Source organism: Brevibacterium sp. UCMA 11752, from assembly GCF_021532235.1.
Classification (GTDB): domain Bacteria; phylum Actinomycetota; class Actinomycetes; order Actinomycetales; family Brevibacteriaceae; genus Brevibacterium; species Brevibacterium antiquum.
The window spans coordinates 2,815,021-2,829,260 of sequence record NZ_JACBOS010000003.1 but is presented as its reverse complement, the minus strand read 5'-3'; the positions used below and the strand labels follow the sequence as shown (position 1 = coordinate 2,829,260).

At 63.8% G+C, this 14,240-nt stretch carries 15 protein-coding genes and 1 tRNA gene; 6 read left to right on the top strand and 10 right to left on the bottom strand.

What is annotated here, in order from left to right; genetic code table 11:
- Positions 1 to 4: 4 nt before the first annotated feature.
- The gene (locus HU144_RS12565) at positions 5 to 835 is read left to right on the top strand and encodes a proteasome assembly chaperone family protein (protein WP_235351600.1); all 831 of its coding nucleotides are present in this window, start codon (positions 5 to 7) and stop codon (positions 833 to 835) included.
- A 27-nt stretch (positions 836 to 862) separates the two neighbouring features.
- Here HU144_RS12565 and mshC read toward each other — a convergent pair whose 3' ends face one another.
- The 3 genes from mshC to HU144_RS12550 are packed head-to-tail and all read right to left on the bottom strand — an operon-like array spanning position 863 to position 3,566.
- On the bottom strand, positions 863 to 2,122 hold the full coding sequence (mshC, locus tag HU144_RS12560) for a cysteine--1-D-myo-inosityl 2-amino-2-deoxy-alpha-D-glucopyranoside ligase (RefSeq protein ID WP_235351599.1): 1,260 nt from the start codon (positions 2,120 to 2,122) through the stop codon (positions 863 to 865).
- A 60-nt stretch (positions 2,123 to 2,182) separates the two neighbouring features.
- Complete coding sequence (locus tag HU144_RS12555; RefSeq protein WP_235351598.1) at positions 2,183 to 2,995, bottom strand: SCO1664 family protein; 813 nt, start codon at positions 2,993 to 2,995, stop codon at positions 2,183 to 2,185.
- A gap of 7 nt (positions 2,996 to 3,002) precedes the next feature.
- Positions 3,003 to 3,566: a DUF3090 domain-containing protein gene (locus HU144_RS12550; RefSeq protein WP_143921690.1), complete on the bottom strand. Its 564-nt coding sequence runs from the start codon at positions 3,564 to 3,566 to the stop codon at positions 3,003 to 3,005.
- A gap of 57 nt (positions 3,567 to 3,623) precedes the next feature.
- Between HU144_RS12550 and HU144_RS12545 the strand changes: the two genes are divergently transcribed.
- Complete coding sequence (locus HU144_RS12545; protein WP_198396201.1) at positions 3,624 to 3,905, top strand: hypothetical protein; 282 nt, start codon at positions 3,624 to 3,626, stop codon at positions 3,903 to 3,905.
- A 24-nt stretch (positions 3,906 to 3,929) separates the two neighbouring features.
- Here HU144_RS12545 and HU144_RS12540 read toward each other — a convergent pair whose 3' ends face one another.
- A complete protein-coding gene (locus tag HU144_RS12540; RefSeq protein WP_235351597.1) occupies positions 3,930 to 4,832 on the bottom strand; it encodes an aldo/keto reductase in 903 nt (300 codons plus the stop codon).
- 69 nt (positions 4,833 to 4,901) lie between these two features.
- On the opposite strand from HU144_RS12540, the gene HU144_RS12535 reads away from it, so the two are divergent.
- Positions 4,902 to 5,738, top strand: a complete 837-nt coding sequence (locus HU144_RS12535; RefSeq protein ID WP_235351596.1) for an undecaprenyl-diphosphate phosphatase — start codon at positions 4,902 to 4,904, stop codon at positions 5,736 to 5,738.
- 68 nt (positions 5,739 to 5,806) lie between these two features.
- Here the strand turns inward: HU144_RS12535 and HU144_RS12530 are convergent, their stop codons facing one another.
- Positions 5,807 to 6,511, bottom strand: a complete 705-nt coding sequence (locus tag HU144_RS12530; RefSeq protein WP_235351595.1) for a histidine phosphatase family protein — start codon at positions 6,509 to 6,511, stop codon at positions 5,807 to 5,809.
- A 37-nt stretch (positions 6,512 to 6,548) separates the two neighbouring features.
- Between HU144_RS12530 and HU144_RS12525 the strand changes: the two genes are divergently transcribed.
- Together HU144_RS12525 and HU144_RS19440 are read left to right on the top strand one after the other, a co-directional pair.
- Positions 6,549 to 6,752 carry a DUF5703 family protein gene (locus HU144_RS12525; protein WP_232488267.1) on the top strand — a complete coding sequence of 68 codons (204 nt, stop codon included), beginning with the start codon at positions 6,549 to 6,551 and terminating at the stop codon, positions 6,750 to 6,752.
- Positions 6,753 to 6,762: 10 nt separating this feature from the next.
- Positions 6,763 to 7,740 (top strand): DMT family transporter, encoded by a 978-nt coding sequence (locus tag HU144_RS19440; RefSeq protein ID WP_235351594.1) that lies wholly within the window; start codon positions 6,763 to 6,765, stop codon positions 7,738 to 7,740.
- On the opposite strand, the gene HU144_RS12515 is transcribed toward HU144_RS19440, so the two are convergent.
- On the bottom strand, positions 7,694 to 9,001 hold the full coding sequence (locus HU144_RS12515) for a M20/M25/M40 family metallo-hydrolase (protein ID WP_235351593.1): 1,308 nt from the start codon (positions 8,999 to 9,001) through the stop codon (positions 7,694 to 7,696). The two genes, HU144_RS19440 and HU144_RS12515, sit on opposite strands and share 47 nt — an antisense overlap.
- A 221-nt stretch (positions 9,002 to 9,222) precedes the next feature.
- Here HU144_RS12515 and HU144_RS12510 point away from each other — a divergent pair, with 221 nt between their 5' ends.
- The gene (locus HU144_RS12510; protein ID WP_235351592.1) at positions 9,223 to 10,386 is read left to right on the top strand and encodes an IS1249 family transposase; all 1,164 of its coding nucleotides are present in this window, start codon (positions 9,223 to 9,225) and stop codon (positions 10,384 to 10,386) included.
- A gap of 128 nt (positions 10,387 to 10,514) precedes the next feature.
- Here HU144_RS12510 and HU144_RS12505 read toward each other — a convergent pair.
- The 4 genes from HU144_RS12505 to HU144_RS12490 form a co-directional block, all read right to left on the bottom strand.
- A tRNA-Leu gene (locus HU144_RS12505) sits at positions 10,515 to 10,602 on the bottom strand.
- A gap of 115 nt (positions 10,603 to 10,717) precedes the next feature.
- Entirely contained in the window at positions 10,718 to 11,575 is an 858-nt protein-coding gene (locus tag HU144_RS12500) for a MaoC family dehydratase (protein WP_235351591.1), read from the bottom strand.
- A complete protein-coding gene (locus HU144_RS12495) occupies positions 11,572 to 12,924 on the bottom strand; it encodes a 3-oxoacyl-ACP reductase (RefSeq protein ID WP_235351590.1) in 1,353 nt (450 codons plus the stop codon). Before HU144_RS12495 ends, HU144_RS12500 begins: the two co-directional genes overlap by 4 nt.
- The gene (locus tag HU144_RS12490; protein WP_235351589.1) at positions 12,921 to 14,210 is read right to left on the bottom strand and encodes an acetyl-CoA C-acetyltransferase; all 1,290 of its coding nucleotides are present in this window, start codon (positions 14,208 to 14,210) and stop codon (positions 12,921 to 12,923) included. Before HU144_RS12490 ends, HU144_RS12495 begins: the two co-directional genes overlap by 4 nt.
- Positions 14,211 to 14,240 lie beyond the last annotated feature (30 nt).

Genomic DNA, 14,240 nt, shown 5'->3' with positions numbered 1-14,240 from the left:
AAGCATGACTTTTCTTCCATCAGGGTCCGGGGCACTCGTGTTCATCGCCTTCGAGGGACAGGACGCGGATGCCTCCGAGGCCGCCAGTTCACTGGTCAAGGATCTCATCGAGTCATGGCGCCTGGACGAGAGTGAGATCTTGGACACCGACGGCTTCTACGAGTTCAGATTCTCAGAGCCTGAGATCGTTCGGGACGAAACGGGCCGAGCCACGATCGCGTGGCCGGGAATCGAAGTCCACCGGGGGCAGCATCTGGGCACGCCGGTCACCGTCATCCAGGGACATGAGCCGGGACTGAAGTGGCGCGAGTTCCTCTCGCTCATCCTGTCCCAGGTCACCGCCGAGGATTGTGTGGTCCTGCTCGGAGGTCTGCACGCGGAGGTCCCCCATACGCGTCCTCTGCCTGTCGTCGCGAACACAGAGGATGCAGTGCTCGCCGCAGATCTCAACATCGACGTCAACGGCTATGCGGGACCGATCGGCATCCTCGGCCTCCTCGGCGTCGAATGCGACAGGCGCGGACGCCACGCGATCAACCTCTGGGTTGGTGTGCCCGACTATCTCACCGACTCCCCCTCGCCCAAGGCGGAATTGGCCCTGGCCTCAGCGGTGGAGAAGTACACGGGACTCGAGATCGACATTCCCATCCTTGAGGAGGAGAGCCGCGCATGGGAGCTCGGTGCCGACGAATTGGTCGCACACAACCCGCACCTCGTCGAGCTGCTCAAGGGACTCGAACAGCTCAACGATTCCACGGAGCTGCCCGAAGCCAGCGGCGATGCGATCGCCGCCGAGTTCGAACGCTACCTGCGCAAACGCGGTCGCGAGAAGTAACGGTCGCGAGAAGTGGAGGGCTCCGCCTCAGCTGTGCAGGTCGAGGCCGAGCAGGGCATCGACAGCGTCCGCGACCCGGTCACCGCACACCGGTGCGGTCTCGGCAGCGGGTGAGTCCGCATAGTGCTCGGCCCATTCGTCGAGGATTCCCAACGCACGGGGGCTGTCGAGGTCATCGGCCAGAGACTCACGCAGCAGACCGATGATGTGTCCGCGCAGTCCCTCCCGGCATTCGGCTTCGCACATTGCCGCATGCTTCCACGCCTGCAGTCGCGTTGAGGCGGATTCGAGCAGATCGTCGGTGAAGATCCAGTCGCTGCGGTAGTGGTTGGACAGCAGCACTGTGCGAATGACCATCGGGTCGACGCCCTGTTCGCGCAGCTTCGAGACGAGGACCAGGTTGCCCTTGGACTTGCTCATCTTCTCGCCCTGGTAGCCGACCATGCCTGTGTGCATATAGGTCCGGGCCAGCGGTGTCTGCTTCCACGCCGCTGCGTGAGCCGCGCTCATCTCGTGGTGCGGGAACACCAGGTCGCTGCCGCCGCCCTGAACGTCGACGGGCAGTCCCGCGTAGTTGTTGGCGATGACGGTGCATTCGATGTGCCAGCCCGGACGTCCCGGCCCGAGTTTCCCGCCGTCCCACGACGGTTCGCCCTCGCGTGCGGCCTTCCACAGCAGAGGATCGATCTGATTGTCTTTGCCCGGTGTCTCCGGGTCGCCGCCGCGCTCGGCCGAGAGCTTGGCCATCGTGGCCCGGTCATCGTGGCTGACGCTGCCGAAGGGCGGATTGATCGGAGTTGAGACGCGGTAGTACACGTCGCCGTTGTCGAGGGTGTAGGCAGCCCGCGATTCAACGAGGTCCTCGACGGCTGCGACGATCTGTTCGACCGACTCCACGACGCCGATGTAGTTCTGCGGCGGAAGCACGCGCAGCGCCGCCATGTCCTCGCGGAACAGTTCGATCTGGGACTCCGCGAGTTCACGCCAATCGACTCCGGTGGCGTCGGCCCTCTCCAGCAGGGGGTCATCGACATCGGTGGTGTTCTGCACATAGACAACGTCGAGCCCCGCATCGCGCCACACCCTGTTCAAGAGGTCGAAGGCGACATAGGTCGCCGCGTGACCAAGATGGGTGGCGTCGTACGGGGTGATTCCACATACATAGAGACCGGCCGCCTGGTCACGCCCTTTGAGTCTGCGTGGGCTCCGGGTTCCGGTGTCGAAGACTGTCGGCACCTTTCCGGAGCTGGTGAGGCGGGGTAGCTGAGGTTCGGACCATGACTTCACGGAGACCAGCCTAACCGAGTCATGGCAGAACGGCACCTCCGGTCTCGGGCGGTGCTGCCTCTAGATCGGCGGCCAGGGAATGACGGTCCGATCCTGCGGCGGATCGGGGAACGTTCCGGACTCTCCCAGACGCTCCGCCCGAGCGCGCAGGCTCTCGATCTCTGTCTCTTCCAAACACTCATCCAACACGGTCCGCAGCTCCGTGGGCATTCGGACCACTTCGTCGAGAGCGTCGATCTCTTCGACCCTGAACGACAGATGAGAGAAACCCCACAGCACGGTGCGCACCTTCTCCTCGGCATGAAACGTCAGACCGTTGTCGATGCCGTAGGTGCCGATGCTGGCCGCACCGCTGCCCGGCAGGTAGCTGCCGGTGATGATGTGGCCCGCCTTCCGGTCTGCGTTGTTCGCGAGGAGGTCGAAGAAGGCGATCGCCCGCAGCCCCTCCCGCGTGTCGTGGGACAGCACCAGATCGGTGCCGTCCTCGGTTCGCAGGGCGAACATCGGAGTGTGATCGGCAGGGATGGAGTCGACCCCGGTGAGGGCGACGGCGTCATCATCCCCGGCGTCCTCGACATAGGCCTGGAGCGACCCTGGCCCCGCTCCCAGGTCGCTCCTCAGGACGGTCGGCGGAACCACGTTCAAGTCGAGATGAGCGCTCAGCCGGTAGGACCCCACCTCGCGCAGCGAGAGGCTATGCGGTGGGAAGTCTGCCAGCGGGCGCTCTCCCGATGCCGGTTTGTAGACGGCTTTGAGGTGGGTGCCGACGTGGTCGACGACCACGAGACGGGTGTCGTTGCTGGCCCGCGGGATCGCTCCCATGACGGTGCAGGTGCCCTGTTCCAGGGCCTGCTGGACGAAAGCTTCGTGCATGACTCTCTTAAACGCGGGCGATGCCGTTGGCACGGGGGCACAGGTGCCCTTCGGGCTCCAGCGGCAGCGAGCAGAAGGGGCAGTCGCCGCGACCGGCGGAGACGACCTGATCGGCACGGCGGGCGAACTCGCGGGAGCCGGCGGCGTCGAGGACGATGCGCAGCACCTCTCGTTCGACTTCATCGTCATCCGGCTCTGCCGAGGTGCCCGTCTGAGCATCCTCCTCGGTGAGTTCGAAGCATTCGACCACAAGCTCATGGGCGACCGTGTCCCAGCCCAGGCTCATGGTGCCGACCCGGAATTCAGGTTCGATCGGGACGTTGAGTCCAGCGTTGTCGATGCGTTCGTCGATCGCAGACTGGGGCACTCGCGCCGCGGGATCCTTGACCATGACCATATCGAGAAGTTCGGTGACGCGATCGGCGAGGATTTCGACCTGCTCCTTCTCGACCACCACTGTGGTCAGCGAAGTTCCGGATTTCGCCTGTAAGAGGAACGTTCGCTCGCCGGGCAGACCGATCGTGCCGACGACGAATCGATCTGGGGTGGGGTGGTCGTACAAAGCTGCCATGCCTTCAGCCTAGTTCAAAGACTTACATGTCCGACTTCCCTGGGATACATTTGAGTCATGAGCACTGATCCTCGTGAGGCCCTGGACGCATTCCTCGAAGCAGTGGGTGAACACTTCGCTGCATCCGCACACCGCAATGGAGACCAAGACCCCCGTGTCGAAGCCGCCTACATGGCCTTGGCCGACGCCTTCGAAATCTATGAAGACGCGATCTACACCGCGTACGACGAGGTCACTCCGTTTGAGCTCTTCGACGATGTCGAAGACGCCAAGGAGGACGACGAGAACAACGAACTCGACGGTGACTTCGCCATCGACGAGGATGACGAAGACGACTGAGTCGGGTGCGAACCGGCCGCGACCTCAGGAGATCTGGTCGAGCACCTCGGCGATCTCGGGTTCGAGTTCGATGTCACTGCTGAGCAGCTGAGCCAACTGCTCAGGGGTGCGGGCCGAGACCAATGACGACGCGACTCCCTGGTATCTGTTGAACCCCAGCGCAATGTCCGTCGTCGTCACTCCCAATGCCGCAGCAGCCTTGCGGACTCCAGCCAGCACCCGTGTCGCCCGGTCATCGAGGTAGGCCCCGACATAGTCGGTGAGTTCACCCGCCGCGAAGCGTGAGTCCTGTGGGGTGCCCCGCCGATATTTGTCACTCAGCACTCCCCTGCCCAGGCCGGCACCGGCGATGAGTCCCACACCTGCGTAGTTCGCAGCCGGCAGCAGATCGTGCTCTGCCTCTCTGTTGAGCAGGGAGTATTCGGCGATCGCGCAGGCGATCGGCAGACCTGCTCCGCGCATCTCCGCCAACTCCCAACCGGCGTGGTGGGACACGCCGACGTAGCGGATCTTGCCCAATGTCAGCAGGGTATCGATCGCCGAGGCGGTCTCTGCCTTCTCCACCTCAGCGTCGAAGACATCGAGGATGAGCATGTCGATGTGGGAGCGTCCGGTGGCATTGAGCAGGGCATCGACCTGGTTGAGGATCCGAGCCCTGCCCAGACCCACCTCGATGTGGGATGACTCACTCATGGACACGCCCACTCGGGCAACCAACACGATCTGCTCAGGAAGGCTCAGCTGAGACATCACCTGAGCCGCGTGCACTCCCGAACTGGGAAGCTCAATGAGGTTCCCACCAGCGTCGACGTACTCATCGACGAGTCGCTGTGCGACTGGGGCGTCGACTCGGTGCCCCCACTCGAATGTGCCGAGACCCACATCGCTGACTTCAAGACCGGTTCTGCCGAGGCGTTGATGCTTCATGATTGTTGAGGTTACCTGATTCGGCGACTACCGTGGTTTCGTTCCCACCCCACTTTCTCAAGGAGACGCATGTACGACTGGCTGGTCGCAGCTGTGCTTGGAATCGTTCAGGCACTGACAGAATTTCTGCCGATCTCGTCCTCTGCGCATGTGCGCATCGTCGGTGAGTTCATGCTGCCGGGCCAGGACCCGGGCGCGTTCTTCACCGCGATCATCCAGATCGGCACCGAGGCGGCTGTCGTCGTGTACTTCTGGCGCGACATCGTCTCCATCATCTCCAAATGGTGCAAGGCGCTGGTCGGCAAGCACGACCGCAAGGACCCCGAAGTCAGGCTCGGCTGGCTGATCATCGTCGGTTCGATTCCGATCGTCATCCTCGGTCTGCTGTTCCAGGACGCCATTGAGGGCGCCCTGCGCAGTCTGTGGATCACCGCCACCATGCTCATCGTCTTCGGACTCATCATCGGCCTCGCCGACTGGGTGGGCAAGAGGGAACGCACTCTTGAGGACATGAGCTGGGGCCAGGGCATCGCCTACGGCTTCGCCCAGGCGCTGGCGCTCATCCCCGGCGTCTCACGCTCCGGCGGTACGATCATGGCCGGACGCTTCATGGGCTTCGACCGTCCTGCAGCTGCCCGCTACTCATTCCTGCTCGCCATTCCAGCGGTCTTGGGATCCGGTTTCTACAGCGTCTTCCAGACGCTCGGCAACACCGACGACATGGTCATCGGCTGGGGACCGACGATCCTGGCCACCATCATCGCCTTCGGACTCGGACTCCTCGTCATCCACTGGTTCCTCGGCTACGTGAAGACCAAGTCCTTCGCGATCTTCGTCTGGTACCGCGTGGCACTGGGCATCGTGCTCTACATCCTGCTGGGCACAGGAGTCCTCGCCGCCACCTGATTCGCGCAGGCTGGTCGCCGCCACCTGATTGGCGCAGGCTGATCGGCGCTGGCTGGCTCGGTTGAGCTTCAGCGCAGTCCGCCGCCTCCGGGCGCGCTCCCTTCGGAGAGCCCGGCGGCGGTGACCGACATCGCCGTCAGCACCGGCCGTGGCCCCGAGAAGTCGATGACGGTGAAGGAGCCCGGGGCAACGCTTATTCGCTGAAAATCATCGAGAGGCATCGCCAGCGCATCGGCAATGATCGCCTTGATGATGTCGCCGTGGGAGACGAGCAGCGCCCAACGTTCGGCCCTGCCCTCACGATCCTCTGTGCTGTGGCCGCGCTTCTCCTCGTCGCTGCGCTCTTCTGCGCGGAGCTCGTCAACGACGGTTCTCACCTGTGACACGGCACGATCGGCCGCCTCGGCGATGGATTCCCCACCGGGGAAACGCGCCTGCGAAGCACTCTCGACGACGGTCTTCCACAGCTCTTCGCTGCCGAGTTCCTTCAGGCTCCGCCCGGTCCATTCGCCGTAATCGAGTTCGATGAGGTCATCGACGGCGGCAACAGAGTCGGCGGTGACCGCAGACGCCGCGATCTGAGCCGTCTGCTCACATCGCATGAGGGGCGAATGCAACAGGCGGGAAAAGTGGCGCTGCGGAAGCATCTGCAGGGTGTCGCGAAGAGCGCTGACACCCTGATCAGTCAGCGACACGCCGGGAGCGCGTCCGGCGAGGATCCCTGCCGTATTCGCACTGGAGACGCCGTGCCGGAGGAGAACGATGACGGGCATATGATCAACACTAGCCCAGATCGTTTACAGTGGGCCTATGAAGCGTCAGCGTCCCAGCATGGCCTATGAGTTTCGCAAGGTCTCGTTCTCCAGAGAAACCCCACGATCTGTCAGTCTCCAGGAACTCAATGATGAGGCGGAGTACGGCAAATGGGAGCTCGCCCGGACCCGGATCTCCGTGGGAGGCACCAAGACCGTCTGGCTGCGTCGTAAGATCATGCCTCTGACATTGAGCAGCTGACACCGACCCTGTGAAGTCACCCGCTGCGCTCCTCCCCGTCCTCTTCGCCGGCCTCGTCACCATCGTGGCCGGCGGTGCCATGTCCCTCCAAGGTCGTGCCAACGGCCTGCTCGGTCCGATCCTGGGTCACTCTGTCTTCGCCGCACTCGTCTCGTTCATCATCGGACTCATCCTCGTGGGCACGACTCTGCTGTGCTCCTCCCGGTCTCGGGCCGGCGCCGGAATCCTGATCCGACTCCTCCGCACTCACGCGATGCCCTGGTGGATGCTGCTCGGTGGACTCAGCGGCGGCCTCGTCGTCATTGCTCAGGCATCCACGGTGCCGATCATGGGCGTCGCGATGTTCACCATGGCCTTCGTCTCCGGCCAGGTGACCGGTGGTCTCGCCGTCGATTCCACACGCCTGCCACCGGGCGGGAGGCAGCGCCTGACGTTCCTCCGGGTCTTCGGGGTCCTCGTCGTCATCGCCGCCCTGGTCTACGGCGCCTCGGAGCGACTCAACCTGGGAGTCCCGCTCTGGGCCCTGCTGCTGCCCTTCGTCTCTGGCGCCCTGACTTCCGTCCAGCAGGCGTTCAACGGGCGGGTCAAAGCCGCCACAGGCTCGGTCATCGTCGCCACCACTGTGAACTTCGCCGTCGGCTTCCTCGCCCTGCTCGCGGCCGCTGGGGTCATCATGGCCACCGGGGTGACCTGGACAGGATTTCCGACGGAGCCCACTCAGTGGTGGATGCTCCTCGGTGGGGCTTTCGGCGTCATCTTCATCGGGTTGACCGCGCTGACCGTGGCGAAGCTCGGCGTGCTGCTGCTCAGCCTGTTCTCGCTGTTCGGAAATCTCCTCGGCGCGCTCCTCCTCGATCTCCTGCTGCCTCTGCCCGGATCCCTGGTGAGCACCACGACGGTCATCAGTGCCGCCCTGGTGCTCCTCGGGATCGCGATTACGATTATGCCTTCATCAGGAAATCACCCAGAACCCTCGCCCCGAACTTGAGTGCCGAGATCGGCACTCGCTCGTCGACGCCGTGGAACATCGCCGGGAAGTCGAGGTCACCGGTCAGCTGCAGCGGCGCAAACCCGTAGCCGGTGATGCCCAGCTCCGCCATGGACTTATTGTCCGTTCCGCCCGAGAGCGTATACGGCAGAACCTTCGCTGTGGGATCGTCATCGAGCAGGCTCTTGCGCATCTGCGCGACCAACGGCGTGTCGAAGGGCGCCTCCAAAGCATCTCCTTCGTCATTGGCCTCGATGTCGATGCCCTCCCCCGCGAGTTCCTTGATCTTGAGCATCACATCCTCGTGCTGACCGGGCAGGGTCCGACAGTCGACGTAGGCCGTGGCCGTGCCGGGGATGACGTTGTGCTTGTAGCCGGCGTTGAGGAACGACGGATTCGAGGTGTTCTGCAGCGTCGGGGCGACGAACTTCTCGACAGAGCCGAGTTCGGCCAGGAGCTCACCGATCGTATCGGCCCGGAATTCGATGCCGGTGATCTCCGCAACTCCTTCGAGGAGCTGCCTTGTTGCGACCGGGATCTCCTGCGGCCATGAATATTCGCCGATGCGGGCGATGGCTGCGGCCAGCCGGGTGACCGGATTGTCATCATTGCGCTGGGAGCCGTGGCCCGCCGTGCCGTGGGCGATGAGGTTGAGCCAGGCGAGGCCCTTCTCTGCGGTCTGGATCAGGTACACCCGTTGACCGCGGACGTCGACGGAATAGCCGCCGACCTCGGAGATGGCCTCTGTGGCTCCGGCGAAGAGCTCCGGGTGGTTGCGGACCATATAGCGGGCGCCGTAGTTCCCACCGGCCTCCTCATCGGCGAAGAAGGCGATGATGAGGTCTCTGCGCGGACGCAGACCCTGGCGGAGCATATCGCGGACGGCGGCGATGATCATCGCGTCCATGTCCTTCATGTCGACGGCTCCGCGACCCCAGAGCAGCTCGTCCTTGATGACACCGGCGAAGGGGTCGACGCTCCAGTCCTCTGCCGCCGCCGGAACCACATCGGTGTGGCCGTGGACGACGAGTGCGTCCGCCTCGGGATCGGATCCCTTGATCCGGGCGACCAGGGAGGCCCTGCCCGGTTCGGACTCGATGATTGTCGACATCAGTCCCACCTCGTCGAACCAGCCTGCGATCAGATCCGCTGCCGGCCGTTCGGGGTTGACCTTGTTGCCTCCCCAGTTCTGTGTGTCGATGCGGATGAGCTGCTGGCACAGAGAGGTGACCTCGGCCTCGGCGGCGCTGAAATCGTACACGGTGTCTCCCGTCGGATAGGTGCGAAGATGCTGACGTGATCCACGTTATAGCAACTGCGACAGCCCGACCCATGGTGTCCGCCGATCGTGATCTCCGGGGCAGAACGTCAACGGGGCAGCGGGTCAGCGGGTTATAGGCCAGATTGTGTGTACAGGATAGGGCCTTTGCTCAGTAGGCAGTAGGCCAAGACGGGGTTGAACATGGTCTGGAAGCATGTTCAGTGTCCATTCCCAGGAATCATCCCCGCTGTGGTGTATGTGCGAACAAGCTCGTTAAGAACGGCAAGACCACTGCTGGACGGACCAGGTGGCGGTGCAAGCACTGCGGCGCCTCGACGTCTCAAACCCGGGCTGATGTCACTAGAAGAGCCGAGTTCGCCAGCTTCATGGCCTGGCTGACGAGTACCCGTGACAGGGGCGACTTCGCCACCAGCACACGCACCTTCGCCAGGCGCACACAGTGGTGTTGGAACGTGGCCCCCACCCTGTCGCGTACAGGCGAGATCCATGACCAGATCATGCTCGATGGCACCTACTTCAACAGGTGGTGCGTCCTCATCGCCCACACCGGCACACACGTCATCGATTGGCAGTGGTGTGACCAGGAAAAGACCGCATCATGGACGGCGCTCATCGAACGGATCCCGGCCCCCGTCGTCGCGGTCGTTGACGGTAACGGGCCCCTGATAACGACGATCAGGAGGCTGTGGCCATCGACGCGTATCCAGCGCTGTTACTTCCATATCCGCCAGGGCGGAAACAAACACCTCACACGGCGACCGAATCTGCCTGCGAACAAGGAACTACTCGCGATCTACACGATGCTCACTCAGGTCAAGACTCACGATCAGGCTGCCGCGTGGATGGGTGAGTTCGCTGCATGGGAAGCGCGGTGGCAGACCTTCCTCAAACACCGCACCCGAGCCCACGCCGGCACTCCCAGGCCCTCACACGTCAGACCGGGCCAGACCTGGTGGTACACACACCTACGGACCAGGCGGGCGTGGAGACTCCTGGCCGGACTGGCCCGTGACGAGCAACTCTTCGTTTGGCTGGACCTGGTGGAAGAAGGAATCACGGTCGCGAGGACGACCAACCCTTTAGAGGGCGGGCCGAACAGAGCTATCAAGGAGTTCCTGCGACTCCACAGGGGCCTCCCGGCCGATCATGCCAGGCGGGGAGTCGACTGGCTGTTGTATCTGCAGACAGAAGCTGCGAGGGATCCGTGGGACTTCGTCACGTCGGCTGCGTGGACCAGGAAACCTACTCGAAAAGTCACGAGGCCAGATGCCGGCCGCCCGGAGACAACGTCTTTGTACGGGACCTCGTTCAGCGTCGAGGACGGTAACGGTATCCAGAAAGGTTGGGGTGGACGATCACGGTGAAACCATCAGGATTAGCCTGCCGGACACGCCCTACCCATACACACATTTTGGCCTATAACCCCGGGTCAGCGGCAGGAGTGAATGAGAAATGGCCTCCGGATCAGATCCGGAGGCCATTTCCTCTGTTGTGCGCGAAGGGGGACTTGAACCCCCACGCCCGATAAGTTGGGCACTAGCACCTCAAGCTAGCGCGTCTACCAATTCCGCCACTCGCGCTGGCAACAGAGATTACTTTACACGCGACTTTCGGCCGTGCAAAATCAGATCGGCCGATTGTGACGCACGGCACTCAGCTGATTCTGCTGAGGCCCTCACCGGGGCCTGCACAGGCTCATTCACTGAGTGCTGAGACCTCTGAGAGGATGTGCGGTTTGCCGGACTTGAGATCGAAGACGGCGAACTTCGCGGCCTCATGCCTCTGTCCCTCGGTGATGGCGAAGCCAACGGTCGAGGGCAGCAGCACGGGCTTGGCGAATGACACATCCCAACGGTATGACTCGAGCCTCGTATCGACCGCGGACAACGCGCGCGAGGCACCGTACATGCCGTGGGCGATGAGGCGCGGGAAGCCGAAGCCCTTCGCGGCCAATCCGTTGAGGTGGATCGGGTTGTAGTCACCCGAGGCGTGGGCATAGCGCTGGCCGATGATCGGATCGAGTCGCCACAGTGCGCTCGGGGTGGGAGCAGTGAACTCCTCCCGCGGCGACTGTGGTTTCGCTTCTGCATTGGGCAGCTTCTTGCCCTTAGCCAGATAGGTCGTGGTCTCACGCATGCGCAGGGCGCCCTCAACCTTCGCCTCGACGATGACCTCGATCGTGGTTCCGGCCGAATGCTGGTAGGGACCGGCCAACTCCACATGGAAGTCGACGCTGTCACCGATATGCACGGCGCCGAGGCTGTCGATCCTGTTGTGGATGTGGACCATGCCCATCATCGGCAGCGGCACCTCGGGGTCGCCGAGCAGCTGCATGCTCAGCGGGAACGCAAGGACGTGAAGGTATCCCGGGTGGACGGTGTTGCCCAGTCCGGCACCGATGACGGTGGTGAAACCGGCGTAGGCATCGGCCTCGATCGGCATGCTGCGATCCAGGGAGCGGCTGGGCAGGTCCGGGCTCGTGCGTGTGCCCAACGGCAGAGCCTTGAGCACCGCCTTCGCGTACAGCGGAAGCATCGAATCCTTCGCCATCATGCACCCACCATGTTCTGGCCGCACACCCGCAGCGTCAGACCGTTGATCCCACGGGCCCCCGCCGAGGCGAGGAATCCGATGGTCTCGGCCACGTCGACGGGCTGTCCACCCTGCTGAAGGCTGGAGAGCCTGCGTGCAACCTGCCTGGTCAAGGCTGGCATCTTGGCTGTCATATCGGTTTCGATGAAGCCGGGAGCCACAGCATTGATCGTTCCTCCGCGCTGCGCGAAGTCCGGCGCCGAGGCGGCGGTGAGTCCGATGACTCCGGCCTTCGAGGTTGCGTAGTTCGTCTGCCCGCGGTTGCCTGCGATGCCCGAGGTCGAGGCCAGTGACACGACCTGTGCGCCCTCGGCGAAGAGGCCCTTGGCCTGCAGATGGGCGTTGATCCGGGCCTGGGAGGCGATGTTGACGGCGATGACGGAGTCCCAGCGGGAGGCATCCATATTCGCCAGCATCTTGTCCCGGGTGATTCCGGCATTGTGGACGAGGATATCGACGGGACCTCCGACCGCCTCGGCGATCTTCTCCGCAGCGGTCTCCGTGGTGATGTCGAGCTGGAGGGATCTGCCGCCGACCTCATTCATCACCTCTGCCAGAGCCTGCCCGGCCTGCGGCATGTCCACGCCGATGAGCTGCGCACCGTCACGGGCCAGGTTGCGCGCAATCGCTGCACCGATACCCCGAGCGGCACCGGTGACGACTGCGGTGCGTCCTGCCAGCGGGCCGGCCTCACCGGTGGAGAGGAACTCCTTCATCCCCATCGGGGTGCCGGCCTTCGTCGAGACGGTGATGAACTGGCCCGAGACATAGGCTGATTTGCCCGAGAGGAGGAACCACAGTGCGGTGGACACGGAGGGTGCCTGCACGTCGACGCCGTCGAGGAGGATCCCGTTGGCGGTGGCTCCACGGCGCATCTCGTGAGCCATGGACCGTGTCAGGCCGGTGATCCCCTGAGTCGCGGCCGCGAGTTCGGGGCTCTGCTGCTGCGGGTTCGGGGCAGCAGAGATCGTGATCACGCGTCCGCAGCGGGCCAGCGATCGCAGCGCTGAACCGATCTCGAGCACGGTCGCCGAGAGATCGACGGGCGCGGTGGCTTCGTCGAATACGTCGATGATGGCTCGCAGGGACTCCCCCGAGTTGGCGTGGCGTCGAACCTCGAAGCCATTGTCCAACAGCAGGTCGGCCAGCTTCTGCGCCTCAGGTCCGGAGCCGAGTACGAGCACCGGTTTCCGGCGGTAGTCCGCCGGAGTCGAGTCGAAGCGGTGCAGTTCGACCGGCTGCGGCAGGCCCAGAGTCTTCGCGACCTGCTTCAGTGGGCCGTTGACCAAGCCCAGGTAGGTGTCTTTCATGCTGCCTCCACAATCGCGGTGAGTCCCTGGCCGCCTGCTGCGCAGATCGAGACCAGCGACCTCTTCTTGCCGGTGAGCTTGAGGTACTTCGCGGTGGAGGCGATGATGCGCCCACCGGTCGCCGCGAACGGGTGTCCGGCGGCGAGGCTTGAACCGAGCGGGTTGAGCTTGGCTCGGTCGATGGTGCCCAGTGCACCGTCGAGGCCGACCTTGTCACGGCAGAACTTCTCTGATTCCCATGCCGCGAGGTGGCTGAGCACGGTCGAGGCGAATGCTTCGTGGATCTCGAAGACGTCGAAGTCTTCGAACGTCAGCCCGTTGCGGGCCAGCAGGCGTGGAACCGCGTAGGCCGGGGCCATGAGCAGCCCCTCGGCTCCGTCGACGAAATCGACGGCTGCGGCTTCGGCATCGACGAGGCGAGCCAACGGGGTGAAGCCGTGCTCGCTCGCCCAGTCCTCACTGCCGAGGAGGACCGAGGAAGCACCGTCGGTCAGGGGCGTCGAGTTGCCTGCAGTCATCGTCGCCGGGGAGCTCAGCTTCTTACCGAACACGGGCGAGAGTTTGGCCAGAGATTCGGCGGACGAGTCCGCGCGCATATTGGTGTCGCGGCTGACACCGAGGTAGGGCGTCGAGAGATCATCGAAGAAGCCCTCATCCCAAGCACGGGCGAGGTTGTGATGGGAGGCCAGAGCCAGTTCGTCCTGAGCCTCACGGGTGATCTGCCACTGGGCAGTGGTGATCGCCTGATGCTCACCCATACTCATGCCGGTGCGGGGCTCACCCGTCGACGGTGCCTGGGGAGCCAGGTAGGCCGGTCGGATCTGCGCGGCGATCTTCGCCCGCTGGGCCAGGGTCTTGGCGCGCGTGAGCTCGAGCAGGATCTCACGCATCGAGTCGTTGATGACGATGGGGGCGTCCGACGCGGAGTCGACGCCGGAGGCGATGCCCGATTCGAGCTGGCCGGCATTGATCTTGTTGTTGAGGCTGACCACGGTCTCAAGACCGGTGGCACAGGCCTGCCCGACGTCGAACGCGGGAGTTGTCGGCGACAGGGCGGAACCGAGGACTGCCTCACGGGTGAGGTTGAAGTCCTTCGAATGCTTCAGGACGGCACCACCGGCAACCTCGCCGATGCTCTCTCCGGCCAGGCCGAAGCGAGCCACGAGCCCGTCGAGGGCGCTCGTGAGCATATCGAGATTGCTCGCTTTGGAATACTGCTTGTTCGAACGAGCGAACGGAATGCGGTTACCGCCAAGGATGACGGCGCGCTGAGTGGGAGTGGACATTTGCACCTCCGGTATATGGATTTAACTGTT

Bases quoted from the DNA above. Each gene is read 5' to 3' on its own strand.
- HU144_RS12565 (WP_235351600.1), top strand. From the start codon at position 5: ATGACTTTTCTTCCATCAGGGTCCGGGGCACTCGTGTTCATCGCCTTC.
- HU144_RS12555 (WP_235351598.1), bottom strand. From the start codon at position 2,995: ATGCACGAAGCTTTCGTCCAGCAGGCCCTGGAACAGGGCACCTGCACC.
- HU144_RS12550 (WP_143921690.1), bottom strand. From the start codon at position 3,566: ATGGCAGCTTTGTACGACCACCCCACCCCAGATCGATTCGTCGTCGGC.
- HU144_RS12545 (WP_198396201.1), top strand. From the start codon at position 3,624: ATGAGCACTGATCCTCGTGAGGCCCTGGACGCATTCCTCGAAGCAGTG.
- HU144_RS12540 (WP_235351597.1), bottom strand. From the start codon at position 4,832: ATGAAGCATCAACGCCTCGGCAGAACCGGTCTTGAAGTCAGCGATGTG.
- HU144_RS12535 (WP_235351596.1), top strand. From the start codon at position 4,902: ATGTACGACTGGCTGGTCGCAGCTGTGCTTGGAATCGTTCAGGCACTG.
- HU144_RS12530 (WP_235351595.1), bottom strand. From the start codon at position 6,511: ATGCCCGTCATCGTTCTCCTCCGGCACGGCGTCTCCAGTGCGAATACG.
- HU144_RS12525 (WP_232488267.1), top strand. From the start codon at position 6,549: ATGAAGCGTCAGCGTCCCAGCATGGCCTATGAGTTTCGCAAGGTCTCG.
- HU144_RS12500 (WP_235351591.1), bottom strand. From the start codon at position 11,575: ATGATGGCGAAGGATTCGATGCTTCCGCTGTACGCGAAGGCGGTGCTC.
- HU144_RS12495 (WP_235351590.1), bottom strand. From the start codon at position 12,924: ATGAAAGACACCTACCTGGGCTTGGTCAACGGCCCACTGAAGCAGGTC.
- HU144_RS12490 (WP_235351589.1), bottom strand. From the start codon at position 14,210: ATGTCCACTCCCACTCAGCGCGCCGTCATCCTTGGCGGTAACCGCATT.